Origin of the sequence: Pseudomonas sp. C6002, assembly GCF_013385805.1 — a bacterium.
In the GTDB taxonomy this organism is placed as follows: Bacteria; Pseudomonadota; Gammaproteobacteria; order Pseudomonadales; family Pseudomonadaceae; genus Aquipseudomonas.
Genome location: NZ_JACAPH010000030.1, coordinates 537,385 through 563,230 on the forward strand (window position 1 = coordinate 537,385; position 25,846 = coordinate 563,230).

Here is a 25,846-nt window from a genome sequence, read left to right on the forward strand (position 1 = left end):
GTTCCCATGACCGAGTCGCAAACCGCCTTCGAGCTGCTGCTGGACATCGACCGCCGCTGCCGCTTGCTGGCTGCCGACCTGCCGTCCCAGGAAACCCGGCTGCTCAGCTGGAGTGGGATCGGGTTTCGCCTGGGCGAACACTGGTACGTGGCGCCCATGGGCGAGGTCGCGGAAGTGCTGCACGAACCGCGCTGTACCTTGATGCCCGGGGTCAGGCCGTGGATCAAGGGCGTGGCCAACCTGCGGGGGCGCTTGCTGCCGGTGATGGACCTGGGCGGTTTCCTTGGCCTTGAGCTGTCGGTGGCGCGCAAACAACGGCGGGTGCTGGTGGTGGAGTATCAGGACGTGTTTGTCGGCCTGTTGGTGGACGAGGTGGTGGGCATGCAGCATTTCGCACAAGACGCGTTGTCGACGAGCACCGCAGGCGGCGCGCCGTTTATCCAGGGCCAGTTCGACGGCGACCAGCTGTGGCAGGTCTTCAGCCCCTTCGCCCTGGCCCAGGCTCCAGGTTTCATGGATGTCGCCGCATGAGTACCGTCACCCCGGTCAAACCCCAGGAAGCCTCCCGCAGCCGCTCGCAGATCATCGTGCTGTTTATCGCGCTGATCGTGTTCATCATGCTGCTGTTCGCCAACTTCGCGTACCTCAACACCCAGTCCACCTACGACAAACAGTACATCGGCCACGCCGGCGAGCTGCGGGTGCTGTCCCAGCGCATCGCCAAGAACGCCACCGAGGCTGCCGCCGGCAAGGCGGCGGCGTTCAAGCTGCTGGGGGATGCGCGCAACGATTTTGCCCAGCGCTGGGGTTACCTGAAAAAAGGCGACCCGGCCACCGGCCTGCCCGCTGCACCCACCGCCGTGCGTGCCGAAATGCGCGCCGTGCAGACCGACTGGGAAGCGCTGCTGAAAAACGCCGATGCGATTCTGGCCAGCGAGCAAACGGTGCTGTCGCTGCATCAAGTGGCCGCGACCCTGGCGGAAACCGTTCCGCAGTTGCAGATGGAGTCGGAAAAGGTTGTCGATATTCTGCTGCAACGCGGCGCACCGGCCAGCCAGGTAGCGTTGGCCCAGCGCCAGTCATTGCTGGCCGAACGCATCCTGGGGGCGGTGAACACCGTGCTGGCGGGGGACGAGACTGCCGTGCAGGCCGCCGATGCCTTTGGCCGCGATGCCAGCCGTTTCGGCGTGGTGCTCAGTGGCATGCTCAACGGCAATCCCGGGCTGCGCATCACCCAGGTTGAAGACCACGACGCCCGCGCCCGGTTGGCGGAGATTTCCGAGCTGTTCGAATTCGTCTCCGGTTCCGTGGACGAAATCCTCGAGACCTCGCCGCAGCTGTTCCAGGTGCGCGCCTCGGCGAGCAATATCTTCAACCTGTCGCAAACCCTGCTGGACGAAGCCTCGCACCTGGCCACCGGCTTTGAAAACCTCGCGGACGGGCGCACTTTCGACACCATCGGCGGCTACGTGCTGGGCTTGCTGGCGCTGGCCTCGATCATCCTGATCGGCCTGGTGATGGTCCGCGAGACCAACCGCCAGTTGCGGGAAACCGCCGAGAAGAACGAGCGCAACCAGAACGCGATCATGCGCCTGCTGGATGAGATTGAAGACTTGGCCGACGGCGACCTGACCGTCACCGCCTCGGTCACCGAAGACTTCACCGGCACCATTGCCGACTCCATCAACTATTCCGTGGACCAACTGCGCGACCTGGTGGCCACCATCAACCTCACTGCCGGCCAGGTGGCTGGTGCGGTGCAGGACACCCAGGCCACCGCCATGCACCTGGCCCAAGCGTCGGAGCATCAGGCACAGCAGATTGCCGAAGCGTCCACGGCGATCAACCAGATGGCCCAGTCCATCGACCAGGTGTCGGCCAACGCCGCCGAATCTTCGGCAGTGGCCGAGCGTTCGGTAGAGATTGCCAACAAGGGCAACGAGGTGGTGCACAACACCATCCACGGCATGGACAACATCCGCGAACAGATCCAGGACACCGCCAAGCGCATCAAGCGCCTGGGGGAATCGTCCCAGGAAATTGGCGACATCGTCAGCCTGATCGATGACATCGCCGAGCAGACCAACATCCTCGCGCTCAACGCCGCGATCCAGGCGAGCATGGCCGGTGATGCCGGGCGTGGTTTTGCGGTGGTGGCCGATGAGGTACAGCGCCTGGCTGAGCGTTCTTCGGCGGCGACGCGGCAGATCGAAACCCTGGTGCGGGCGATCCAGACGGATACCAACGAAGCCGTGATTTCCATGGAGCAGACCACCACCGAAGTGGTGCGCGGTGCGCGGCTGGCCCAGGACGCCGGGGTTGCGCTGGAAGAGATTGAAGGCGTGTCGAAAACCCTGGCGGCGCTGATCCAGAGTATCTCCAACGCGGCGCAGCAGCAGACGTCGTCGGCGGGGCAGATTTCCCTGACGATGAACGTGATCCAGCAGATCACCACTCAGACTTCGTCAGGCTCTACGGCCACTGCCGAGAGCATCGGCAACCTGGCAAAAATGGCCAGTCAGTTGCGGCGGTCGGTGTCGGGGTTCACCTTGCCGGCGGCGAAGCGGGTGGATGAGTGAAATGCACCCTCGAAAACACCGAAAAGCAAATGTGGGAGCGGGCTTGCTCGCGAATGCGGTGTGTCAGTCGCCGACGCTTTGTCTGACCCACCGCATTCGCGAGCAAGCCCGCTCCCACAGTTGATCTCCTTTGTTTTGAGATCGGTGTACGCATGACCCAGCACTACCAGCAACTCATGAATTCAGACGGGAGCGGTTATGGTTGATCGGCACGACTACGTGGCCCTCGAATGGGTCAAGGGCGAAATTGCCGAAACCCTGAAACAGGCCCGTTCGGCGCTGGACGCCTATGTTGAAGAAAGCAGCAGCGAGGCCATCGGCCAGTGCCTGGAATGCATCCATCAGGTGCATGGCAGCCTGCTGATGGTCGAGTTCTACGGCGCGGCCCTGTTCGCTGAAGAAATGGAACAACTGGCCCTCGCCCTGCAAGGCGCGCGCGTCAGCCAGCGCGACGAAGGCATTCGCCTGCTGCAACAGGGCCTTGGCCAACTGCCGCTGTACCTCGACCGCGTACACAGCGCCCGGCGCGACCTGCCCCTGGTAGTGCTGCCGCTGCTCAACGACCTGCGCAGCGTGCGCGGCGAAAGCCTGCTCTCGGAAACCAGCCTGTTCAGCCCGCAACTGCTGGTGATCCCGCCGCTGCCCGAAGACGCCCTGGCCCAGCGCACGCCAGAGGATTTCCCCGAGCTGCTGCGCCAGTGGCGGCAGATGCTGCAACAGGCGCTGGTCGGTTTGCTGCGCGAAGACCACGGCCCCAGCAACCTGGAAGACATGGCGCGGGTCTTCGCCCGCCTCGAAGCCCTGTGCCATGGTGCGCCGCTGCTACCGTTGTGGCAGGTGACCTCGGCGCTGGTGGAAGGCATGCTCATTGGCGTGGTTGCCAACAGCCCGGCGTTGCGCAGTTTGCTCAAAGCCTGCGACAAGCCACTCAAGCGCCTGCTGATCCAGGGCATCAACGGGATCAACACCCCGGCCCCGGATGAGCTGCTCAAGAGCCTGTTGTTCTACGTCGCCAAAGTCACCCGACCGACTCCACGGATGCAAAGTTTGAAAGAACGATATGGCCTCGATGAAGCTTTGCCCGACAGCGCCGTGGTGGACGCCGAACGCGCCCGCCTGGCCGGCCCGGACCGCGACGCGATGGGCTCGGTGCTCGGCGCGTTGTGCGAGGAGCTGGTGCGGGTCAAGGAACGCCTGGACCTGTTCGTACGCAGCGACCGTCAGCACGCCTCGGACCTTGAGGCGTTGCTGGCGCCGCTGCGGCAGATCGCCGATACCCTCGCCGTATTGGGCTTCGGCCAGCCGCGCAAAGTGATCATCGACCAACTGGCGGTGGTACTCGGCCTGGCCCAGGGGCAGCGCGAACCCAACGATGCGGTATTGATGGACGTTGCCGGTGCGTTGCTCTACGTCGAGGCCACGCTGGCCGGGATGGTCGGCACTGTCGAGCCGGAGCGCCGCGAAGAAAGCCGCCTGCCTACCACCGACCTGACGCAGATCCACCACCTCGTCATCCGCGAATCCTGCCAGTGCCTGACCCAGGCCAAAGAGCTGGTGATCGACTGCATCGAGGCCCATTGGGACCGCCAGCGCCTGGAGTCGCTGCCCGAGTTGCTGACCCAGGTGCGCGGCGCGCTGGCGATGATTCCGCTGCCCCGTGCGGCGAGCCTGATGCGTGGCTGCAATGACTACGTCAACGAGCAACTGATGGTCGGCGACGCCCCACCTTCCGAGGCGCAGCTTGAGCATTTTTCCGATGTGCTCACCAGCCTCGAGTACTACCTGGAACGCATGCTCCAGGACCACGACGCCCCGGGCGAACGGGTGCTGGAAGTCGCCGCTGAAGGCCTGGCCGCGCTGGGCTATTTGCCGGCGGAAAAACCCTGGCGCCAGGCACTGCTTGAGCAGGGTGATACGCCCACGGAGCAAACCCCGTTCCTCGCCGATGCGTTGGCCAGCCCCACCTCGCGCCTCAACCCGCCGGCACTCCAGCGTCCCGGCAGCCTGCTGCCGCCGCCCGCCGGTGAAGAAGCCATCGATGATGAACTGCGGGAAGTCTTCCTCGAAGAAATCGCCGAAGTCCTCGATGTGCTGCATCGCTATGTGCCCGCCGGCACCGCCAGCCTGGAAGACAAGGCCACCCTGAGCGAAATGCGCCGCGCCTTCCACACCTTGAAAGGCAGTGGCCGCATGGTGCGCGCCCTGGTGTTGGCGGAGCTGGCCTGGGCCGTGGAAAACCTGCTCAACCGCGTGCTGGAACGCAGCGTCGCGCCGGGCCCGGATGTGCAAGCAGTGCTGGATGACGTGTTGGAATTGCTGCCGGAGCTGATCACCGATTTTGCCGACAATGCCCAGCGCCAGCGCGATGACGTAGACGAACTGGCGGCGCGCGCGCACGCCCTGGCCAGCCGTGTCGAACCGTCGGCCACAGACCCGGCTGCCCTGGACCCGCAGTTGCTGGAAATCTTCCGCAACGAAGCCCAGAGCCACCTCGACAGCCTCAACCGCTTCCTGCAACAGGCCACCGAGCACCTGCCGCTGCAAGTCAGTGATGACCTGCAACGCGCACTGCACACCCTCAAAGGCAGCGCCTATATGGCCGGTGTGTTGCCCATCGCCGAACTGGCGCGCCCGCTGGATCACCTGACCCGCGAATACAAGGCCCACCGCCTGCCGCTGGACCTGGATGAAATCGAATTGCTGCTGGAGGCCGAAGCGTTGTTCCAGCGCGGCGTGCGCCAGCTGGACAGTGACCCTCACGCGGCCATCAACGGTGCAGCAGGGCTGATCGAGCGCACGCAAAACCTGCTGAACAGCCAGCTTGAAGCCTTGCTGAATGCGCCCAACACCGGCCTGCGGATCAAGCGCGACCCGCAGTTGATCGCCAACTTCCTGGCCCAGGGCATGGACATCCTGCTGGACGCCGAAAGCCTGCTGCGCCGCTGGCAACAGCACCCCGGCGAACGCCAGGAACTGAGCGCGCTGCTGGACGAACTGACCACCCTCGGCGAAGGCGCGCACCTCGCCGACCTGCACTCTATGGATGAATTGTGCGAAGCCTTGCTCGACCTCTACGGCGCAGTGGAAGAAAGCAGCCTGGCGGTCAGCGAGCGCTTCTTCCACGAGGCCGAACAGGCCCACGAAGCCCTGATCAACATGCTCGACCAACTGGCCGCCGGCCAGGAAATCAGCGCGGCGCCGGCCCGGGTACGCGCCCTGCGCGAGCTGCTGGATGAAGGCCTCGACCCGTCCGCCACCGGCCTGATCAAGACCGACGGCAGCCGCGCGCTGAGCATCTCCGAGCTGGGCGCCGCTACGGCGAAGCTCGACCAGAGCTTCGCGGTGGATGACGAAATCGTCGAGATCTTCCTTGAGGAAGCGGTGGACATCCTCGACAGCGCCGGCCAGTCCTTGAAGCGTTGGCTGCTGGACCCGGATAACGCAGCGCCGCTGTCATCGTTGCAGCGGGATTTGCACACCCTCAAGGGTGGCGCGCGCATGGCTGAAATCGGCGCGGTGGGCGACCTGGCCCTTGAGCTGGAAAACCTTTACGAAGGTTTGGTGGACCGGCGCTACAGCTATTCCAGCGAGCTGGCCAATGTGTTGATGGCCAGTCATGAGCGGCTGGCGCTGTTGCTTGAGCAACTGCAACACCAGCAACCGTTGAGCGACTCCTCCGACCTGATCAGCCACTTGCGTGAGTTGCGCCAAGGCACCGGACAAGCGGCGCCCGTAGCGGCCGCCGAAGTCGAGACGCCGGGCAGTGATCCCGAGCTGCTGGATATCTTTCTCGAAGAGGCCGCCGACATCCTCGACAGCTCCGGCGCCGCGCTGTTGCGCTGGCAGGCCGAGCCGAAAAATCGCCAGGAAGTCGAGACACTGCTGCGCGACCTGCACACCCTCAAGGGCGGCGCTCGCATGGTCGAGATCGGCCCGATTGGCGACCTGGCCCATGAGCTGGAGTTTCTCTATGAGGGCTTGTCGGCAGGTTTGCTGGCGCCCTCGGCGGAGCTGTTCGCCTTGCTGCAAGGCTGCCACGACCGCCTGGCGCAGATGATCGATGCGGTGGCGGCGGGCATGCCGGTGGGCTCGGTGGACCTGCTGATCGAGCGCATCAAGAGCCTGGTGCGTCCGGCTGAAGTGACGGACGCACCGCTGGCGTTGACGGCAACCAAAACCGAGGCGGTGCCGGCCAGCGATCCGGCCGCCGACATGGTGAAGATCTCTGCCGACTTGCTGGATGACCTGGTCAACCTGGCGGGTGAAACTTCGATCTTCCGTGGGCGTATCGAGCAGCAGGTCAACGATGCGAGCGTTGCCCTCAACGAGGTGGAAACCACCATCGAGCGTATGCGCGATCAACTGCGCCGCCTCGACACCGAGACCCAGGGCCGCATCCTCAGCCGCCAGCAGGCCGAGGCCGAACGCCTGGGCTACGAAGAATTCGACCCGCTGGAAATGGACCGCCATTCCCAGTTGCAACAACTGTCCCGGGCCTTGTTCGAATCGGCTTCCGACCTGCTCGACCTCAAGGAAACCCTCGACCGCCGCAACCAGGATGCCCACAACCTGCTGCAGCAACAGGCGCGCATCAACACCGAGTTGCAGGAAGGCCTGATGCGCACGCGCATGGTGCCTTTCGAACGCATGCTGCCACGGCTTAAACGCATCGTGCGGCAGGTGGCGGGCGAGCTGGGCAAGGACGTGGAATTTATCGTCGGCAATGCCGAAGGCGAGATGGATCGCAACGTGCTGGAGCGCATGGTCGCGCCGCTGGAACACATGTTGCGCAACGCCGTCGACCACGGCCTGGAATCCCGCGATGCACGATTGCTGGCCGGTAAACCCGAGAAAGGCCGCATCACCCTGGACCTGACCCACGAAGGCGGCGACATCGTTTTCGACATGCGCGACGACGGCGCCGGCGTGCCGCTTGAAGCCGTGCGGCGCAAGGCGATCAAGCGTGGCTTGCTCGATCCCAACCTGGAAATCAGTGACCGCGACGTGTTGCAGTTCATCCTGCAACCGGGGTTTTCCACTGCCGAAAAAATCACCCAGATTTCCGGGCGTGGCGTGGGCATGGACGTGGTGCATGAAGAAGTGCGCCAGCTGGGCGGCTCGATGGTCATCGACTCGACGCCGGGAGAGGGCGTGCACTTTCGCATTCGCCTGCCGTTCACTGTGTCGGTCAACCGGGCGATGATGGTGCAGTGTGCCGACGATCAATACGCGATCCCGCTGAACACCATCGAAGGCCTGGTGCGGGTCATGCCCCATGAGCTGGAAGGGCACTATCAGCAGGACCCGCCGCGCTACGAATACGCCGGCCAACGCTACGAACTGTTCTACCTCGGCGACCTGCTGCACACCGTCGGCCGGCCGAACCTGCTGGGCCAGTACCAGCCGCTGCCGGTGCTGCTGGTGCAATGCAACGAACGGCGCGTGGCGGTGCAAGTGGACGCCATGGCCGGCACCCGGGAGATCGTCGTCAAGGGCCTGGGGCCGCAGTTTGCCGGGGTGAAGGGCGTGTCTGGCGCAACCATCCTTGGCGATGGCCGCGTGGTGCTGATCATCGACCTGATGGCGCATATCCGCGCCCGGCCACCGGCGTTGCCGGCCCAGGCGGCGGACGCTCCGTTGATCCTCAACGACCCGCTGAAAAAGCGCCCGCTGCTGGTGCTGGTGGTGGACGACTCGGTCACCGTGCGCAAAGTCACCAGCCGCCTGCTGGAGCGCAACGGCATGAACGTGCTCACCGCCAAGGACGGCATCGACGCCATGGCCGTGCTGGAAGAGCACACCCCGGACCTGATGCTGCTCGACATCGAAATGCCGCGCATGGACGGCTTCGAAGTGGCCATCCAGGTGCGTGACGACCCGCGGCTGATGCGCATGCCCATCATCATGATCACCTCCCGCACCGGGCAAAAACACCGTGATCGTGCGATGGCGATTGGCGTCAACGACTACCTCGGCAAGCCTTATCAAGAGTCGGTGCTGCTGGAAAGCATCGCTTACTGGAGCAAGTCCCGTGCTTGATCACCGCGCAACTCAACTCACCGGCTTGCTGCTGCCATTGGCCGACCGTCAGCTGTTGTTGCCCAACGTCGCCGTGGCCGAGCTGATCGACTTCCAGCGCGGCGAACCGGCCAGTGATGCGCCGCCGTGGTATTTGCGGCAGGTTACCTGGCGGGATCGGCAGTTACCGTTGATCAGCTTTGAGGCCGCGTGTGGCGAGTCGGGCGTGGTGGGAGAGCGCGCGCGGATTGTGGTGTTGAACACCCTCGGAGGACGGCCGACGTTGAAGTTTATTGCGTTGGTGATCCAGGGGATTCCGCGTTCGTACAAGCTCGATAGCCAGTTGAGTTATGTGGACGTGCCGTTGTGCCCGCTGGAGTTGGCGGCGGTGCAGGTGGGGGAGCATGTGGCGAAGGTGCCGGATTTGATGGGGTTGGAGGCGTTGCTGGTGGAGGCCGGATTGGCCTGAGTGTAACCGTCAGTCAATCCGTGCAAACCGTTCGATTTTCGGTTGATCTCGATGCTCTGCCTGCCACAGGTCATAGGCACTTTGCATCGAAAGCCACAACCGAGCTTTGCTGATACCTGCCCGTTCTAGCCTTACCGCAAGATCCGGGCTGATTGGCGCGTGTCCGTGGAGGATTCTAGAGAATGTTTCTCTGGCGAAGCCAAGGCGCCGTGCCATTTCAGTAATGGTGATGCCCAAGGCCGGGATCACGTCCTCAAGCAGGATTTCGCCAGGGTGGGGAGGGTTATGCATGTCCATATCGATGCCTTTACTCAGTGATAGTCCAAATAATCGACCAGTTCTACCTGGTCGTTGAACATCCGAAAAATAATGCGCCAGTTACCGCTGATACTGACGGACCAGTAGTCGATCAGATCGCCTTTCAATCGGTGAAACCGCCAACCGGGCATGTCCAGTTCATCACGGTGTGTGGCTCTATTCAGAACCAGCAACACACGACGCAAGCGTTTTGCATGGTCTGCGTTGATACCTTTAGTAGAACCAGTCTCAAAAAAGACCCTGAGGCCTTTATGCTTCCAGCTAACGATCATGGCGAGATTGTGATGTGATACATCACGCTCTGCAATGGCCTTGTATCAGGTTTGGATATCAGATTCATAACGCCCAATCGGTGACATGCTTCGGACCGAAAAGGCTAGAGAGACGGGTTCCGAGCAACAACCCGAAAAGTTTGTAGGAGCAATCGGCGTGCGCTTTACGGTCGGATTTTTCCTGCAACCTCTCGCGCTGTGCATGAACTTGTTGTGCCCTGCGATCGCGCCTAGTCTTCGTGCGTCATCGCAAAAAACGGTGACACGGACGTGCAAGTCCGACGAAACTGTTTAGGCGTACAAACGCCCAGCCATCCAACGGGCGTTTTTTGTGCTCGCTGCTTTATGGCGGCTGCGCGCAGGAGGTCTTCGGACCTGCTGGGTGTCCTAAACAGGCCCGGTCTTGCACACCTGCGCACGGTCGCCACCCTTATTCGCGTGCAAGCGAACGGTGGCGCTCCTTACTCATCTGTTTAGGAGTTTCATCATGTTCAAACCTACCCCCAATCCGCCCCACAACGCTGAAATCGAACACCGCAAACTCCAGGCCGCCGTCGAGCGTGCCATGGATCATTACTTTCCGACTTCGGCTTCATCTTCACTCTTTACCGTCACCCCCTCTCAATCCACCGAAGCCCTGCTGGCCAACGCTTCTGAAACCTTTGCCTCACTCAACGCCCTGACTTCCAACCTGGCCTTTGAATTGGAAGGTTCCCAGCGCGGCGTGGTGCTGGCCATTCAGCAGATGAGTGAGCTGGGGCAGTTACTGGTTGATCAGGCACTGGAGCAGGTTGCTCCTTCTTGCGCAGCCTAAAAACTTGATCGTTCCCAAAAAGGGACCTATCGTTCCCTTTTTGGGACTCTTCGGTCGCTGCCATGCAAACCCTGCCCCTTAGCACTGCGCTATTCACCGTGACTCAGCAGAAAGTCTTGGGTTTGCTCTTTGGCAAGCCCGACCATAGCTTCTTCACCAATGAAATCGCCCGCTGGGCAAAGGTGGGCAAGGGCAGCCTGACCCGCGAGCTGGAGCGTTTGCAGTTGGCAGGCATCCTGACGGTGACGCGCCAGGGCAACCAAACCCACTACCAGGCCAACCCGCAGTGCCCCGTTTACTCGGAGCTGTTGGCCATCGTGCGCAAGACCCTGAGCCTGGATGAGCCATTGCGCAACGCACTGGCTCCATTTGCCACGCAACTGACGTGGGCATTTATCTACGGTTCCATCGCCAAGGGCGAGGCGCACTCATCCAGTGACATAGATCTGATGCTGATCGGCGAAAGCCTCAACTACAGTGAAGTCATGGAGCAGCTCATGCCGCTGGAAGAGCAGCTGGGCCGCACCATCAACCCGACGCTCTATACCCCCGAAGACTGGATCGGCAAATGGAATGCCGGTCATAGTTTTGTGCAGCGGGTGGCGGAGCAGGACAAGATCAACCTGATTGGGGAAAACCCCGTGGAGTCCAAGGATGGACAGCAAGGCCAACCTGGAGAACCTGCAACGTAGTGGTGGCTTGAAGGCAGAGCCGCCGGATCGCAAGGAATGTGATGGGTTGATGCGCTCTGCCCGTGATCGATTGAAGGACGCCAAAACCCCGCAATTATCTTTCGCCAGCCGTTTTGATTTGGCTTACAACGCGGCCCACGCAATCGCCCTCACAGCCTTGCGCTTGCACGGCTATCGCTCGGACAAGCGCTATCTGGTGTTCCAATGCCTGCTTCATACCACCGCAGCCAACAAGGTTCAGGTAAGACTGTTTGCGCTATGCCACGAGCGCCGCAACCTGGCGGAATATGAAGGGTATATGGATGAGGATGAGGGGTTGTTGGAGCAACTGATTGCGCATACTCAAGCGCTATTGAAGGAGGTCGAACAGTGGGTGACTAACCAGAAATAGCGGCTTGGGTGATGAAGCGAGATCAGTCCCAAAAAGGGACTGATCGTTCCCATTTGGGGACTTCTGCGCACGTTCTCCCGAACAGCGCTGAGCAAATGTGGGAGCGGGCTTGCTCGCGAATGCGGTGTGTCAGTACCCGATTTATCAACTGACCCACCGCATTCGCGAGCAAGCCCGCTCCCACATTTGAACTGTGTTGAGCCCGAGCCTCAGCATTTGCTGATCAACCATTACTCCAATCGTAATGGTTCACCGCGCAGCTTGATTGATGCCCCCCCAATACCCTCCTAAGGTACAGCCCACGACAGCAAATCCCGTGGAGCGACCATGACAACAACAACTTCCCCCGACTCGCGCTGGACGCGGCGGCGCGATGAGAAGCAGCGCCGCCTCGCATTGGTGCGATCCTTCGCCGATGGCGCCGTGCTCCCCAGCGAGCGCATTGTCGAAGCCCTGGAAGCCCTGATCCTCCCCGGCGACCGCGTGGTGCTGGAGGGCAACAACCAGAAGCAGGCCGATTTCCTCTCGCGCTCCCTGGCCAAGGCCGACCCAGCCAAGCTCCACGACCTGCACATGATCATGCCCAGCGTCGGCCGCTCCGAGCACCTGGACCTGTTTGAAAAGGGCATCGCCCGCAAGCTGGATTTCTCCTTTGCCGGCACCCAGTCCCTGCGCATCAGCCAGTTGCTGGAAGACGGCCTGTTGGAAATCGGCGCGATCCACACCTACATCGAACTCTACGCACGGCTGGTGGTGGACCTGATCCCCAACGTGGTCCTGTCGGCCGGCTTCATGGCCGACCGCGCCGGCAATATCTACACCGGCCCGAGCACCGAAGACACACCCGCGCTGATCGAGCCGGCCGCCTTCAGCGATGGCATCGTCATCGTCCAGGTCAACCAACTGGTGGATGACGTCACCGACCTGCCGCGCGTCGACATCCCCGCGAGCTGGGTCGATTTCGTGGTGGTCGCTGACAAGCCCTTCTACATCGAACCGCTGTTCACCCGCGACCCACGCCACATCAAGCCCGTGCATGTGTTGATGGCGATGATGGCGATCCGCGGCATCTATGAAAAACACAACGTTCAGTCGCTGAACCATGGCATCGGTTTCAACACCGCCGCCATCGAATTGATCCTGCCGACCTACGGTGAATCCCTGGGCCTGAAGGGCAAGATCTGTCGCAACTGGACCCTCAACCCGCACCCAACCCTGATCCCGGCCATCGAAAGCGGCTGGGTCGAAAGCGTTCATTGCTTCGGCACCGAACTGGGCATGGAGAACTACATCGCCGCCCGGCCGGATGTGTTCTTCACGGGTCGCGACGGCTCGCTGCGTTCCAACCGGATGTTCTGCCAACTGGCCGGGCAGTACGCGGTGGACCTGTTTATCGGCGCCACCTTGCAGGTCGATGGCGACGGTCATTCCTCCACCGTTACCCGTGGCCGCCTTGCCGGTTTTGGCGGCGCACCGAACATGGGCCACGACCCGCGCGGTCGCCGCCATGGCACACCCGCCTGGCTCGACATGCGCCACGACGACGCTCCCGAGGCCTTGCTCGAACGCGGCAAAAAGCTCGTGGTGCAGATGGTCGAGACCTTCCAGGAAGGCGGCAAACCCACCTTTGTCGAAACCCTCGACGCGGTGGAAGTCGCCCGCAAAAGCGGCATGCCCCTGGCGCCGATCATGATCTACGGCGACGACGTCACGCACCTGCTCACCGAAGAAGGCATCGCCTACCTGTACAAGGCCCGTTCCCTGGAAGAGCGCCAGGCGATGATCGCCGCCGTGGCCGGGGTGACCGCCATCGGCTTGCGCCACAACCCCAAGGACACCGCACGCATGCGTCGCGAAGGCTTGATTGCGCTGCCCGAAGACCTCGGCATCCGCCGCACCGATGCCACCCGCGAGCTGCTGGCCGCCAAGAGCGTGGCCGATCTGGTGGAGTGGTCCGGTGGCTTGTACAACCCGCCCGCCAAGTTCAGGAGCTGGTAAATGCACGCACTCAAACTGCACGACCTGACGCTGGCCGAACGCCTGGCCGACATGGCCGTCGACGCGTTGATCGATGAGGCGGACCTGTCGCCGAAACCCGCCCTGGTAGACCGTCGCGGCAACGGCGCCCATACCGATTTGCACCTCGGCTTGATGCACGCCTCGGCGCTGTCGCTGTGGCCGGCGTTCAAGGAAATGGCCGAGGCCGCTGTCGAATTTGGCGAAGTCGGTTTGCCCCTGCGTGAAGCCCTCGGGCGCATCGGTCGCGAAGGTGAGCAGGCGATGCTCGTCACCACCAGCGGCGTTAATACCCATCGTGGCGCGATCTGGGCGCTCGGCCTGTTAGTCGCCGCCGCCGCACTGCAACCGGAATCCTGCACTGCCAGCGCGGTGACGTTGCGCGCCGCCCGCCTGGCCTTGCTCAACGACCGTTACGCACCGCAACCGCTGAGCCACGGCGCCCAGGTCGCACAACGCTACGGCGCACGCGGTGCCCGCGAAGAGGCGCAACTGGGCTTTCCGTCGGTGCTGCAACGCGGCCTGCCCCAACTGAAGAAAAGCCGCCTGCAGCAACACGGCGAACAGAACGCGCGCCTCGACGCCTTGCTGGCGATCATGACCGACCTGGCCGACACCTGCGTGCTCTACCGCGCCGGTCCTGAAGGCTTGCAGGCCATGCAACAAGGCGCTCAAGCGGTGCTGGACGCCGGCGGCAGTGCAAGCCTCGCCGGCCGCCGCCAACTGCATGAGCTGGACCAGCAACTGCTGGCGCTGAATGCCTCCCCCGGTGGCGCCGCCGACCTGTTGGCCGCCTGCCTGTTTATCGACCGCCTCGACGGAGCGCTGTGATGGAAACCTTATCCTTTGAATTTCCCGCCGGGCAGCCCGCCAAGGGCCGCGCGCTGGTAGGTTGCGTCGGCTCCGGCGACCTCGAAGTGCTGCTGGAACCGGGCACCGCCGGCACCTTGACGATTCAGGTGCAAACCTCGGTCAATGGTGCGCAGCTACGTTGGCAGCACCTGTTTGAACGGATCTTCCAGGAGCAGACGCCCCCCGCATTGAACATCGATATCCACGACTTCGGCGCCACACCCGGCGTGGTGCGCTTGCGCCTGGAGCAAGGCTTCGAGGAGATCGGTCATGACTGACTTGCTGAACAAACACAGCTTCGTCGAACTCGGCGCCCGGCAACGGGCCAAGGCCTTGCTCGACGCGGGCAGCTATCGCGAACTGATCGACCCGTTCCAGCGCGTCATGTCGCCGTGGCTGAGCCGCCAGGGCGTGGTGCCGCAGGCAGATGACGGCGTGGTGATCGCCAAGGGCAGCATCGCCGGCTTGCCGGTGGTCATCGCGGCCATCGAAGGCAATTTCCAGGGCGGCAGTCTCGGTGAAGTCGGCGGCGCAAAGATGGCCGGAGCACTGGAGTTGGCTGCTGAAGACAACCGCAACGGCATCCCGACGCGCGCCATCCTGCTGCTGGAAACCGGCGGCGTGCGCTTGCAGGAAGCCAACCTGGGCCTGGCCGCGATTGCCGATATCCACGCGGCGATTGTCGACCTGCGCCAGTACCAGCCGGTAATCGGCGTGGTGGCCGGCAGCGTCGGTTGCTTTGGTGGCATGTCCATCGCGGCGGGCCTGTGCAGTTATCTGCTGGTGACCCGCGAGGCGCGCCTTGGCCTGAACGGCCCGCAGGTGATCGAACAGGAAGCCGGGCTTGAGGAATACGACTCCCGCGACCGGCCCTTCATCTGGAGCCTGACCGGCGGTGAGCAACGCTTTAACAGCGGCTTGGCCGACCGGTATGTGGCCGACGACGTGGCGCAGATTCAGCAGCAAATCACTGAGCTGCTGCAACAAGGCTTGCCGGAAAAACAGCGCAGCCGTCAGGTTGATCACTATCTGGAACGCCTGGCCGCACTGAACGCCGAACCGCAAATCGACCCGGCGACGGTTCGCGATCTGTATCAGGGAGAACGCTCATGAGAGGTTTGCAGTGGTTCAACGCATTGAGCGGCGACGCAGCGCCAGTGAGCGGTTTGCCGAACTCGCTGAAAGTTGCCGACGGTGTGCTCGGTGATCAGCCAGTGCGCTTTATCGCGGTGGTCACCGACCCGCAAAACCGCTTCCCTCGCGCTCGCAACGGTGAAGTCGGTTTGCTGGAAGGCTGGGGTTTGGCCAAGGCGGTTGATGAAGCGATCGATACCGGCGACAAGCGTCCGCTGATTGCCATCGTGGATGTGCCGAGCCAGGCCTACGGTCGTCGCGAAGAGGCCCTGGGCATCCATCAAGCCCTGGCCGCCGCTGCCGACAGCTACGCTCGCGCCCGGTTGGCCGGTCACCCGGTGATCGCGCTGCTGGTGGGCAAGGCGATGTCCGGCGCGTTCCTCGCCCATGGTTACCAGGCCAACCGCCTGATTGCCCTGCGCGATCCCGGCGTGATGGTGCATGCCATGGGCAAAGCCTCGGCGGCGCGGGTGACCCTGCGCAGTGTCGAAGAGCTGGAAGCCCTGGCCGCCAGCGTGCCGCCGATGGCCTATGACATCGACAGTTATGCGAGCCTTGGCTTGCTCTGGGAGACCTTGTCGGTCAGCCAGATTGAGCAACCCACTGCCCAAGATATTGCGCGGGTCAGCGATTGCCTGCTGCACGCGATTAAGGACGTGCGAGCGGGCGGCCGTGACCTGAGCGGTCGGCTGGGCGCCACCAATCGCGCGGCCTCCAGCCAGGTGCGCCAACTGCTGCGGGAGCAATGGTGAACGCTCACGACTTGCTCTGGGGCATGACCCCGGCGCATGCGCCCGCTGATGCGCCGGCCTGGGTGCTGGAAGCATTGGCCGCTGGGCATCCGGTGGTGGTGCGGCGTGCCGTCGCGTCGCCGGGCCAGGTAGCGGTGGGGGTACGCGGGCGCTTGCGCGAGCAGCGCTTCGCCGCCGTGATGCCGATGGCGGCGGTGCAGCGGCGCGTGGTGCCGGAAGACCTGCGCGGTGTGATCTCGCCAAGGGATTTGCCGGCGTTGCAGGCCCTCGCTCAGTTGCGACCGGTGCTGGCGGGAGAGAGTTGGGGCGTCACCGGCAGTGCGGGTTTCGAGTTGGCCAGCGGCGTCGAAGCGCTGCATGCCAAGAGCGATCTGGATTTGATTCTGCGCACGCCCGAGCGCCTTGATCGCAGCGATGCAGAGGACCTGCTGGCGATACTGGATACGGCGGTGTGCGCCGTCGACCTGCAACTGCAAACGCCGTTTGGCGCGGTCGCGTTGCGTGAATGGGCCGGTGGTTCGCGTCGCGTGCTGCTGAAGAACGCCAGCGGCGCGCAGTTGGTGCTCGATCCTTGGCAGGCCGTGGCATGAGTAGCCTCCTGGCATTCCCGGGGCAGGGCGCCCAGCGTCCCGGCATGCTCCAGCAATTGCCGCGTGCGGTGCTGGACGAAGCCAGTGCTGCCCTCAATGAGGATGTGCTTACCCTGGATTCTGCCGAAGCGCTGGCCTCGACCCGTGCCGTGCAGCTCTGCCTGTTGATTGCCGGTGTGGCCAGTGCGCGTTTGCTGGAACACACCCCCGATTACGTCGCCGGCCTGTCCATTGGTGCCTATCCGGCCGCCGTGATCGCCGGCTCGCTGGACTTTGCCGACGCGTTGAAACTCGTCAGCCTGCGCGGCGAATTGATGCAACAAGCGTATCCCCACGGCTACGGCATGACCGCCCTTATCGGCCCGGACCTGTCCACCGTCGAAGCCTTGCTTGCTCAGGTCCACAGCCCGCAAGCCCCGGTTTACCTGGCCAATATCAATGCCGACAACCAGACGGTCATCGCCGGCAGCGATGAGGCCATGAAGGCGGTCGCCAATCTGGTGCGCGGCAACGGCGTCGCCAAACGCCTGGCCGTCAGCGTGCCGTCTCATTGCGTACTGCTGGAAAAACCCGCCGAGGCCCTGGCCGAAGCATTCGCCCAAGTGACACTGAAACCGCCGAGCATCACCTACCTGAGCAGCACCCGCGCCCGGCCGATCCACAACAGCGAACACCTGCGCGACGACCTCGCCTTCAACATGTGCCGCATCGTCGACTGGCGCGGCACCGTGCAAAGCGCCTTCGAGCGCGGTGTGCGCCTGCATATCGAACTGCCTCCCGGTGCCGTGCTTACAGGCCTTGCGCGCCGGGTGTTCGAGCAAGGCACCGTCATCGCCTTCGAAGGCGCCCGCCTGGACACCTTGCAGGCCTTGCTGCGAGAGGAGGGAAACCATCACCGATAGAGCTCCACCAAGGCTGATGCTGGTCGGTCAAGAGATAGAGCGGGTCACCAATGACCTGTGGCGAGGGAGCTTGCTCCCGTTGGAGTGCGCAGCGCTCCGAGGATTTCAGGGCCGCTACGCAGCCCAACGGGAGCAAGCTCCCTCGCCACAGGTACGGTATTCATCTTTATCGGATCGGCATTGCCGCCCAAGGCTTTCGAAGCACAAAAACAACAATTTCGATGAAGCACTTTGAGGACAACCATCATGATTATTTACGGTGTGGCGTTGCTGGCGATCTGCATGTTGGCCGGCGTGATTCTGGGCGACATGCTCGGCGTGTTGCTGGGCGTGAAATCCAACGTGGGCGGGGTGGGGATCGCGATGATCCTGCTGATCTGCGCACGGTTGTGGATGCACAAACACGGCGGCATGACCAAGGAATGTGAGATGGGTGTCGGCTTCTGGGGTGCCATGTACATCCCGGTGGTGGTGGCGATGGCGGCGCAACAGAACGTGGTGACCGCGCTGCACGGCGGCCCGGTGGCGGTGCTGGCGGCGATTGGTTCGGTGGTGGTGTGCGGTTGCACGATCGCCTTGATCAGCCGCACGCACAAGGGCGAACCGCTGCCCGATGAAGAGCCGCTGATTGCGGCTGCACCTGTCGCGGGAGGTCGCTGATATGTGGGAACTCATCGAGAAAGGCCTGGCAAATAACGGCTTGGTCACCGCCTTTGCATTTGTTGGCGTGGTGATGTGGATTTCGGTGGTGCTGTCCAAGCGCCTGACCTTCGGACGCATCCACGGCTCAGCCATCGCGATTGTGATCGGGCTGGTGCTGGCCTGGGTGGGCGGTACCTTGACCGGCGGGCAGAAAGGCCTGGCGGATGTGGCGCTGTTTTCCGGGATCGGCTTGATGGGCGGCGCCATGCTGCGGGACTTTGCCATCGTGGCCACGGCGTTTGAAGTACAGGCCACCGAGGCGCGCAAGGCCGGCTTGATTGGTGCAATTGCCTTGCTGTTGGGCACGGTGTTGCCGTTTATTGTGGGCGCGAGTATCGCCTGGGCGTTTGGTTATCGCGATGCGATCAGCATGACCACCATCGGCGCGGGCGCGGTGACTTACATCGTCGGGCCGGTGACCGGGGCGGCGTTGGGTGCAAGCTCGGATGTGGTGGCGCTGTCCATCGCGACTGGGTTGATCAAGGCGATCCTGGTGATGGTGGGCACGCCCATGGCGGCACGCTGGATGGGCCTGGATAACCCGCGCTCGGCGATGGTGTTTGGCGGCCTGGCCGGTACGGTGAGCGGCGTGACGGCAGGCCTGGCGGCGACGGACCGGCGGTTGGTGCCGTATGGCGCACTGACCGCCACCTTTCACACCGGACTTGGGTGTTTGCTGGGGCCGTCGGTGCTGTACTTCATCGTGCGCGGGATCGTCGGCTGACCCGAGATGTGTCGACCGCTTTTGTGGCGAGGGAGCTTGCTCCCGCTGGAGCGCGAAGCGGTCCCAATGCATTCTTCCTGAAACAACGCGGGCGCTGATTTTACGACTGCTGCGCAGCCGAGCGGGAGCAAGCTCCCTCGCCACAGGGGATCATTGTCAGGTTTGGCGGTTCGCATACATCCGGCACTCCGCCAACAGCGCGAGCAGGTTCGGGTCGCGCTCCTTGGCTTTCAGAAACACCACGCCAATGTGCTGCTGCAAACGGTAGCGCGGTTGCAGGGGAATCAGCTTCACCCGGTTCTCATACACCGCCGCAATCCGCCCCGGCAGCAGCGCATAACCCACCCCCGAGCTGACCATGCTCAGCAGGGTGAAGATGTCGTTGACCTGCATCGCCACCTTCGGCTCGACCCCTGCCTGCTTGAATACGCGGTTGCCATCCTGATGGGTGGCGAAGCCTTGGGTGAGGGTGATGAAGGTGGCGTCGCGCACGTCCGCCAGGTCGATTTCCTGTTCGCGGTCGAAGGGTGAATCGGCTGGGGTGGCGAGGAAGATGTCGTCGGAAAACAGCGCGATCTGCTCGCAGTCCGGATCGTTGGCGTGTTCGTCGAGGGAGATCAGGATCGCGTCGACTTCCATGTTCTTCAGCTTGTACAGCAGGTCGAAATTCGACCCGAGGATCAGGTCGATATTCAGCTCGCTACGGCGAATCTTCAGCCCCATGATCAACTGCGGCACGGTCTTCACCGTCAGCGAATACAGCGAGCCCAGCTTGAAGCGCTCGGCGGAAAAGCCGGCGGCCTCGCGGGTGACCCGCACGCTGTCGACCACATCCTGCACCAGCTTCTGCGCACGCTCTTCCAGCACATAGGCGCTTTCCAGCGGCGTGAGGTTGCGGCCTTCGTGCTTGAACAGCGGGCAGCGCAGGGCGTTTTCCAGGGAGTGGATCGCCCGGTGCACGCTGACGTTGCTGGTCTGCAATTCAGCCGCCGCCCGCGCCAGGTTGCCGGTGCGCATGAACGCCAGGAAGATTTCCAGCTTCTTGAGGGTGAACTCTTCGTCGATCAGCATGGGCGTGACTCTTGTTCGAATGCCGTCGATTGTGCCCCTAAAACCAGTTCACTCCCAGCCATGCACTGCACAGGCCCAGCAGCACGCCGAGGATGATCAGCCAGATCGCGTTGAGTCTTGTGTAATACACCACGGCAGCGCTGGCCAGGGTCAGTACCAGGCTGGTGGCGTTGTTTTCCAGGCTGTTCATCAGGATGTAGCTGGCGGCCAGGATCAGCCCGATGGAGATCGGCAGCAGGCTGCCTTTGACCCGCTGCACCCACGGGGTCTTGGTGTGTTTTTCCAGCCAGCCGGCGCCGAGGTAGGTGAGCACCGAGCAGGGCACCAGCTTGGCGGTCAGGGCCACCAGGGCGCCGGGCAACCCGGCGGCTTGCTGGCCGATAAACACCAGGAACATGCCATTGGGCCCGGGCAAGGCCTGGGACAGGGCGAAGAAGGCGACGAACTGGGCGTCGGTGATCCAGTTCATGTCGGTGACGGTGTAGCGGTGGATATCGCTCAGGGCCACGGTGTTGCCGCCAATCGCCATCAGCGACCACAGCGCGCATTGGATCATCAGGTGAAACAGCACGCTCTGCATCAGCCGGCCACCTTCTGCTTGCCCATGAAGCTCAAGGCCAACGAGCTGGGAATGCAGATCAGCAGGACCATCCACAACGGCAGCACCAGCACCGCCATCAATACGAAGGTCAGGACGAACGCGCTGTAGTTGGCCAGGGTCCGCGGCATGGCCTTGAGCAGGCGCAAGGTGGTGCCGAGCATCAGCCCGGTGGCGATCGGCATCACCGCGCCGAAGATCTGCTGCACCACGTCATGGCTCCACCATTTGGCATAGGCGAAGCCGGCCAGCACGGTGATCAGCGAGGGGAACAGATACAAGCCGACCACGGTCACAACCGCACCCGGCAAACCGTGCAGGCGCCGACCGTAGATGATGCCGACGTTGGCGATATTCGGCCCGGGGAAGAATTGGCCGGTGGTCAGCAACTCGTTGAAGCCTTGTTCGCTGACCCACTGCCTGCGGTCGACCATCATCTGCCGCGCCCAGGGCATCACGCCGCCGAAGCCAAACAGGCCGACCATGGCGAAGTTGTAAAACAACTGCCACAGACTCGGGTGGGGCTGGGCAGGTTCGAGGTCGGGCATGGGCGTTACCGATGAGGGGCTTTTATGTAGGAGCTGGCTTGCCTGCGATAGCGTTGGGTCAGACATGCATCTGCTGCTGATACACCGCTATCGCCGGCAAGCCAGCTCCCACAGGATGAAGCGAATCATCCATCGGTGTGTGTATTTGGGCAAATGAAGAAAGGTTGTTACCTGATATTCGGTGGGTGACGTCAGAATGGTCGAGGTGATAACCGTTATTCGAGGTGAGTGACACATGTATCACGGGGAACGATTCAACGCCTGGAGCCACTTGCTCGGGGCGGTTGCGGCTTTTGTGGGTGCGGTATGGATGTTGGTGGTGGCCAGTATGGACGGCAACCCCTGGAAGATTGTCAGCGTGGCCATTTACGGTTTCACGTTGCTGGTGCTGTACAGCGCGTCGACCGTGTACCACAGCGTGCGCGGGCGCAAGAAAGCGATCATGCAGAAGGTCGATCACTTTTCGATCTACCTGCTGATCGCAGGCAGTTACACGCCGTTTTGCCTGGTGACGCTGCGCGGGCCGTGGGGCTGGACGCTGTTCGGGATTGTGTGGGGGCTGGCGGTGATCGGCATCCTGCAGGAGATCAAGCCACGCTCCGAGGCGCGGATCCTGTCGATCGTGATCTACGCCGTGATGGGCTGGATCGTGCTGGTGGCGGTCAAGCCGCTGATTGCTGCGCTGGGCCCCACGGGTTTTGCCTGGCTGGCGTCGGGCGGGGTGCTGTACACCGTGGGCATTATTTTCTTTGCCCTGGAGGACCGCCTGCGGCACTCCCACGGGATCTGGCATTTGTTCGTGATTGGCGGCAGCCTGCTGCATTTCGTGGCGATCATGGGGTACGTGTTATAGCCGGTCCAATTGCTCCTGGGCCCGGCTGCCGAAGATCTCCAGCAGGCTCGCCAGCATATGCGGCGGCGGTTCGTCGGCGCGGGTCAGGGCGTACAAGGTGATTGGCAGCGGCGGCGCAAGGGGGCGAATGCAAGTAGTGGCCGGTGATGCGCCGAGGGCGGTGAACGGATCAATCACCGCCAGCCCGGCGCCGGATTCGACCATCGCCCTGGCCAGGGAATAGGTCTGCACCGCGATGCTGACCCGTGGCGGCGGGTCGACCGCTTCCAGGTAGCTGTCCAGCTTCGCCGACAACGGGTCGGCGCTGGACAGGCCAATCAACGGCGCGCCCGCCAGGGCCATCAGCGGCAACGGTTTGCCCAGCTCGTTTTCCTTCCAGTAACCCTGCGGCGCCAACGCCACCAGCACGCCGTGGGCCAGGGCCTGGGCGGTCAGACCCGGGTGATCGGGCGGTTGCAGGGTCAGCGCCACGTCGACCTCACGCATCAACAGGTTTTGCACCAGCTCGCGGCTGTGGGCGCTGGACAGCTCGCAGGCGATGTCCGGGTAGCGTTGGGTCCATTCGCGGATGGCCGGCGGCAGCAACGACAAGGCCAGCGCGGGTGTGGCGCCGATACGCAGGCTCTGGCCCGGCTCGCGGCGCAGGTTCTGCGCCAGGCGCCGCACGCCTTGCAGGCTTTCGGTCACCTTGTCGACTTCGCGCTCCAGCGCCAGCGCTTCCGGGGTTGGCTGCAGCTTGCCGCGTATACGCAGGAACAGCGGGAACCCCAACTGCAACTCGGCGTGCTGCAGCACCTTGCTCACCGCCGGTTGCGAGACATGCAGCAACTGGGCGGCGGCGCTGATGGAACCGGTCTGGCGGATGGCCTGGAAGATTTCGATATGACGCAAGCGCATGGGCAGTCCATAACCTTTGTTTATGGGTGACCCATCTTTATTCATTGTCCCGCCGCTGTCACCTGCCTCTAACCTTCAAGCCTGACATCGCACGGTTAAGGGACGCACATGGCTCAGCAGGTTTGCATCATCGGTGGCGGGGTTATCGGCCTGGCGAGTGCCTACGCGCTGGTGCGTGCCGGCATGCAGGTGACGGTGGTCGAAGCCCGGGAAACCCTGGGCAGCGAGACCAGCTTCGCCAACGGCGGGCAACTGTCCTACCGCTATGTCGCGCCGTTGGCCGACAAGGGCGTACCGTTGCAAGCCATCGGCTGGATGCTGCGCGGTGACTCGCCGCTGAAGCTGCGCCCGCGCATGGACCCGGCGCAGTGGCGCTGGATGGCCTCGTTCCTGGGCGCCTGCCGTGGCTCGGTGAACCAGCGCAATGCGGCCCACCTGCTGCGCCTGGCGTCCTTGAGCCAGGGCACCCTGCAACGCTGGCGTGAAGAAGACCAACTGGGCGGTTTCCACTGGCGGCGCAACGGCAAGCTGGTGACCTTTCGCAGCCTCGACAGCTATGAGCGCGCCTTGAATAAAGTGACCGACCCGCTGCAACAGCAAGTGCTCTCGGCGGCGGACTGCGCACGGCTGGAACCGACCCTGGACAGCGCCAGTTTTGCCGGCGGCATCTATACGCCCAATGAAGAGGTCGGCGACTGCCATGGGTTCTGCCAGCAACTGGCGGCGCGCCTTGAAGCGTCGGGGCGTTGCACGTTCCTGTTGGGGCGCAAGGTGACGGCGATTCGTCACAGCGCAGGCGCCGTGCAGGCTATCGAAATGGGCAGTGAAGTCTTGCCGGTGCAGCACCTGGTGTTGGCCGCCGGGCACCGCAGCCCCGAGCTGGCCTTGCCGGGTATGTCGCTGCCGCTGTATCCCCTCAAGGGTTACAGCCTGAGCGTGCCGATTGGCGCGCAGCATCAGGCGCCGAACATCAGCATCACCGATTACGACCGCAAGATCGTCTACGCGCGCATCGGTGAGCAACTGCGGGTGGCGGCGATGGTGGATATTGTCGGCTTCGACACCCGCCTGGAACCCAAGCGCCTGGCGCTGATTAAACGCCAGGCACTTGAGACGTTCCCGCTGGCCGGTGACTACCAGCACGCGGTCGAATGGGCCGGTATGCGCCCGGCCACGCCGACCGGCGTGCCGTTGATCGGTGCCAGCGCCTACAGCAACCTGTGGCTTAACCTCGGCCACGGCGCCCTCGGGTTTACCCTGGCTTGCGGCAGCGGCCAGGTACTGGCCGAGTTGATTGGCCGGCACACCACTTCCATTGATATGCAGGGCTTCGCGCCCCGAGCCGCTTGAGGATATTTCGATGACCATCACCCGAATCAACAGCAACAGCCGCTTGTCTGGCGCCGTGGTGTTTCAGGACCTGGTGTTTTTGTCCGGCCAGGTGCCGGGCGAAGGCCGTGATGTGAAGACCCAGACCGAACAGGTGTTGGCCAGGATAGATGCGCTGCTGGCCGAGGCCGGCAGCGACAAGGATCATCTGCTGAATGCGACCATCTACCTGAACAATATCCAGGAGGGTTTTGCGCCGATGAATGAAGTCTGGTCCGCCTGGCTATCGCCGGGGCAGGCACCGACGCGCACCACGTTGCAGGCGCAGTTGGCGCGACCGGACGTGCTGGTCGAGATCAGTGTCATTGCAGTGCGCCGTACCTGAACCTTTAACCACCAACGGAGAATAACAATGCAAAAAATCACGTTGATCGGCTGCACCCTGGGGCTGTTGTTGGGGGCTCAGGCCCATGCCACCGAGGCCCCCTTGGACGGTACGCTGAGCAAGATCGCCAACGCCAGGAGCATCACCCTCGGCTATCGCGATGCCTCGGTGCCGTTTTCCTATGTGGGGGATCACAGCGGCAAGCCCATGGGCTATTCGGTGGAGCTGGCGAACAAGATCGTCGAGCGTATCCAGCAGAAAACCGGTGTGCCGAAGCTCAACGTGAAGTACAACCTGGTGACTTCCCAGACCCGCATAGCCCTGGTGCAAAACGGCACCGTGGACCTGGAATGCGGTTCCACCGGCGTGACCGCCGAGCGGCAGAAGCAGGTGGCGTTTTCCTACGGGTTTATCTACGTGAAGGGCCAGTTGCTGACCGCCAACGACAGCGGCATCAAAAGCTTCGCCGACCTGCAAGGCAAGAACGTGGTAACCACCGCCGGTACCACCAACGAGCGGTTCCTCAAGAGCTACAACGTTGATCACAAACTGAACATGTCGGTGATCAGCGCCAAGGACCACGGCGAAGCCTTCCAGATGCTGCAATCCGGCCGGGCGGCGGCGTTCTACATGGATGACGCGTTGCTCTACGGCGAGCGCGCCAAGGCCAGGGACCCGCACAAGTGGGTGGTGGTCGGGGAAGAACAGTCGCGGGAAATCTACAGCTGCATGGTGCGCAAGGACGACCCGCAGTTTCTCGCGGTGGTCAATGAGACCCTGGCCGGGCTGTACAGCTCGGGGGAGATCAACGGCATTTACCAGAGCTGGTTTGAGCAGCCGATTCCGCCTAAGGGCCTGAACCTGGAATTCCCGATGACCAGTGAGTTGAAGGCGATTATTGCGACGCCTGTGAGTGACCCAGTGGAGTAGCGGAGTGCAA

26 protein-coding genes are annotated in these 25,846 nt (G+C 63.0%); 20 read left to right on the forward strand and 6 right to left on the reverse strand.

What is annotated here, in order from left to right; genetic code table 11:
• Positions 1 to 6: 6 nt before the first annotated feature.
• From HX817_RS22230 to HX817_RS22245, 4 genes are all read left to right on the forward strand, one after another.
• Positions 7 to 531 (forward strand): chemotaxis protein CheW, encoded by a 525-nt coding sequence (locus tag HX817_RS22230; RefSeq protein WP_177041198.1) that lies wholly within the window; start codon positions 7 to 9, stop codon positions 529 to 531.
• Positions 528 to 2,579, forward strand: coding sequence for a methyl-accepting chemotaxis protein (locus tag HX817_RS22235; RefSeq protein ID WP_003213729.1), 2,052 nt, complete (start codon positions 528 to 530; stop codon positions 2,577 to 2,579). The genes HX817_RS22230 and HX817_RS22235 overlap by 4 nt, the downstream gene beginning before the upstream one ends.
• Before the next feature lie 198 nt (positions 2,580 to 2,777).
• Entirely contained in the window at positions 2,778 to 8,618 is a 5,841-nt protein-coding gene (locus tag HX817_RS22240; protein ID WP_177041200.1) for an Hpt domain-containing protein, read from the forward strand.
• Positions 8,611 to 9,066: a chemotaxis protein CheW gene (locus HX817_RS22245; protein ID WP_177041202.1), complete on the forward strand. Its 456-nt coding sequence runs from the start codon at positions 8,611 to 8,613 to the stop codon at positions 9,064 to 9,066. The genes HX817_RS22240 and HX817_RS22245 overlap by 8 nt, the downstream gene beginning before the upstream one ends.
• A gap of 9 nt (positions 9,067 to 9,075) precedes the next feature.
• On the opposite strand, the gene HX817_RS22250 is transcribed toward HX817_RS22245, so the two are convergent.
• Both HX817_RS22250 and HX817_RS22255 read right to left on the reverse strand, forming a co-directional pair.
• The gene (locus tag HX817_RS22250) at positions 9,076 to 9,363 is read right to left on the reverse strand and encodes a HigA family addiction module antitoxin (protein WP_087693245.1); all 288 of its coding nucleotides are present in this window, start codon (positions 9,361 to 9,363) and stop codon (positions 9,076 to 9,078) included.
• Positions 9,364 to 9,377: 14 nt separating this feature from the next.
• Positions 9,378 to 9,656, reverse strand: a complete 279-nt coding sequence (locus HX817_RS22255; RefSeq protein WP_087693244.1) for a type II toxin-antitoxin system RelE/ParE family toxin — start codon at positions 9,654 to 9,656, stop codon at positions 9,378 to 9,380.
• A 487-nt stretch (positions 9,657 to 10,143) separates the two neighbouring features.
• Between HX817_RS22255 and HX817_RS22260 the strand changes: the two genes are divergently transcribed.
• From HX817_RS22260 to madM, 12 genes are all read left to right on the forward strand, one after another.
• Positions 10,144 to 10,470: a DUF6124 family protein gene (locus tag HX817_RS22260; RefSeq protein WP_177041205.1), complete on the forward strand. Its 327-nt coding sequence runs from the start codon at positions 10,144 to 10,146 to the stop codon at positions 10,468 to 10,470.
• A 62-nt stretch (positions 10,471 to 10,532) separates the two neighbouring features.
• Entirely contained in the window at positions 10,533 to 11,162 is a 630-nt protein-coding gene (locus tag HX817_RS22265) for a nucleotidyltransferase domain-containing protein (RefSeq protein ID WP_177041207.1), read from the forward strand.
• Entirely contained in the window at positions 11,125 to 11,553 is a 429-nt protein-coding gene (locus HX817_RS22270) for a hypothetical protein (protein WP_177020241.1), read from the forward strand. Before HX817_RS22265 ends, HX817_RS22270 begins: the two co-directional genes overlap by 38 nt.
• 327 nt (positions 11,554 to 11,880) lie before the next feature.
• On the forward strand, positions 11,881 to 13,551 hold the full coding sequence (gene mdcA, locus HX817_RS22275) for a malonate decarboxylase subunit alpha (protein ID WP_023659312.1): 1,671 nt from the start codon (positions 11,881 to 11,883) through the stop codon (positions 13,549 to 13,551).
• Positions 13,552 to 14,400 carry a triphosphoribosyl-dephospho-CoA synthase gene (locus HX817_RS22280; protein WP_008434131.1) on the forward strand — a complete coding sequence of 283 codons (849 nt, stop codon included), beginning with the start codon at positions 13,552 to 13,554 and terminating at the stop codon, positions 14,398 to 14,400.
• On the forward strand, positions 14,400 to 14,699 hold the full coding sequence (locus tag HX817_RS22285) for a malonate decarboxylase subunit delta (RefSeq protein ID WP_003216806.1): 300 nt from the start codon (positions 14,400 to 14,402) through the stop codon (positions 14,697 to 14,699). The genes HX817_RS22280 and HX817_RS22285 overlap by 1 nt, the downstream gene beginning before the upstream one ends.
• Positions 14,692 to 15,534, forward strand: a complete 843-nt coding sequence (locus HX817_RS22290; protein ID WP_177041208.1) for a biotin-independent malonate decarboxylase subunit beta — start codon at positions 14,692 to 14,694, stop codon at positions 15,532 to 15,534. Before HX817_RS22285 ends, HX817_RS22290 begins: the two co-directional genes overlap by 8 nt.
• Positions 15,531 to 16,307 (forward strand): biotin-independent malonate decarboxylase subunit gamma, encoded by a 777-nt coding sequence (gene mdcE, locus HX817_RS22295; protein ID WP_177041210.1) that lies wholly within the window; start codon positions 15,531 to 15,533, stop codon positions 16,305 to 16,307. Before HX817_RS22290 ends, mdcE begins: the two co-directional genes overlap by 4 nt.
• The gene (locus HX817_RS22300) at positions 16,301 to 16,897 is read left to right on the forward strand and encodes a malonate decarboxylase holo-ACP synthase (protein WP_008434124.1); all 597 of its coding nucleotides are present in this window, start codon (positions 16,301 to 16,303) and stop codon (positions 16,895 to 16,897) included. The genes mdcE and HX817_RS22300 overlap by 7 nt, the downstream gene beginning before the upstream one ends.
• Positions 16,894 to 17,799 carry a malonate decarboxylase subunit epsilon gene (gene mdcH, locus HX817_RS22305; RefSeq protein ID WP_177041213.1) on the forward strand — a complete coding sequence of 302 codons (906 nt, stop codon included), beginning with the start codon at positions 16,894 to 16,896 and terminating at the stop codon, positions 17,797 to 17,799. The genes HX817_RS22300 and mdcH overlap by 4 nt, the downstream gene beginning before the upstream one ends.
• Before the next feature lie 246 nt (positions 17,800 to 18,045).
• On the forward strand, positions 18,046 to 18,459 hold the full coding sequence (gene madL / locus HX817_RS22310; protein WP_003216818.1) for a malonate transporter subunit MadL: 414 nt from the start codon (positions 18,046 to 18,048) through the stop codon (positions 18,457 to 18,459).
• A 1-nt stretch (position 18,460) separates the two neighbouring features.
• Complete coding sequence (gene madM, locus HX817_RS22315; RefSeq protein WP_003216820.1) at positions 18,461 to 19,225, forward strand: malonate transporter subunit MadM; 765 nt, start codon at positions 18,461 to 18,463, stop codon at positions 19,223 to 19,225.
• Positions 19,226 to 19,381: 156 nt separating this feature from the next.
• On the opposite strand, the gene HX817_RS22320 is transcribed toward madM, so the two are convergent.
• The 3 genes from HX817_RS22320 to HX817_RS22330 are packed head-to-tail and all read right to left on the reverse strand — an operon-like array spanning position 19,382 to position 21,442.
• Positions 19,382 to 20,296 carry a LysR substrate-binding domain-containing protein gene (locus HX817_RS22320; protein ID WP_177041215.1) on the reverse strand — a complete coding sequence of 305 codons (915 nt, stop codon included), beginning with the start codon at positions 20,294 to 20,296 and terminating at the stop codon, positions 19,382 to 19,384.
• Positions 20,297 to 20,333: 37 nt separating this feature from the next.
• Positions 20,334 to 20,876, reverse strand: coding sequence for a chromate transporter (locus tag HX817_RS22325; RefSeq protein WP_177041216.1), 543 nt, complete (start codon positions 20,874 to 20,876; stop codon positions 20,334 to 20,336).
• A complete protein-coding gene (locus HX817_RS22330; protein WP_003216826.1) occupies positions 20,876 to 21,442 on the reverse strand; it encodes a chromate transporter in 567 nt (188 codons plus the stop codon). Before HX817_RS22330 ends, HX817_RS22325 begins: the two co-directional genes overlap by 1 nt.
• Before the next feature lie 235 nt (positions 21,443 to 21,677).
• On the opposite strand from HX817_RS22330, the gene HX817_RS22335 reads away from it, so the two are divergent.
• Positions 21,678 to 22,295 (forward strand): hemolysin III family protein, encoded by a 618-nt coding sequence (locus HX817_RS22335; RefSeq protein ID WP_003216828.1) that lies wholly within the window; start codon positions 21,678 to 21,680, stop codon positions 22,293 to 22,295.
• On the opposite strand, the gene HX817_RS22340 is transcribed toward HX817_RS22335, so the two are convergent.
• Complete coding sequence (locus HX817_RS22340) at positions 22,290 to 23,192, reverse strand: LysR family transcriptional regulator (RefSeq protein WP_003216829.1); 903 nt, start codon at positions 23,190 to 23,192, stop codon at positions 22,290 to 22,292. The two genes, HX817_RS22335 and HX817_RS22340, sit on opposite strands and share 6 nt — an antisense overlap.
• A gap of 108 nt (positions 23,193 to 23,300) precedes the next feature.
• Here HX817_RS22340 and HX817_RS22345 point away from each other — a divergent pair, with 108 nt between their 5' ends.
• The 3 genes from HX817_RS22345 to HX817_RS22355 are packed head-to-tail and all read left to right on the forward strand — an operon-like array spanning position 23,301 to position 25,836.
• Complete coding sequence (locus tag HX817_RS22345) at positions 23,301 to 24,542, forward strand: D-amino acid dehydrogenase (protein WP_177022321.1); 1,242 nt, start codon at positions 23,301 to 23,303, stop codon at positions 24,540 to 24,542.
• 10 nt (positions 24,543 to 24,552) lie between these two features.
• Positions 24,553 to 24,906, forward strand: a complete 354-nt coding sequence (locus tag HX817_RS22350; protein ID WP_087693233.1) for a RidA family protein — start codon at positions 24,553 to 24,555, stop codon at positions 24,904 to 24,906.
• A 27-nt stretch (positions 24,907 to 24,933) separates the two neighbouring features.
• On the forward strand, positions 24,934 to 25,836 hold the full coding sequence (locus HX817_RS22355) for a transporter substrate-binding domain-containing protein (protein WP_177041218.1): 903 nt from the start codon (positions 24,934 to 24,936) through the stop codon (positions 25,834 to 25,836).
• Positions 25,837 to 25,846 lie beyond the last annotated feature (10 nt).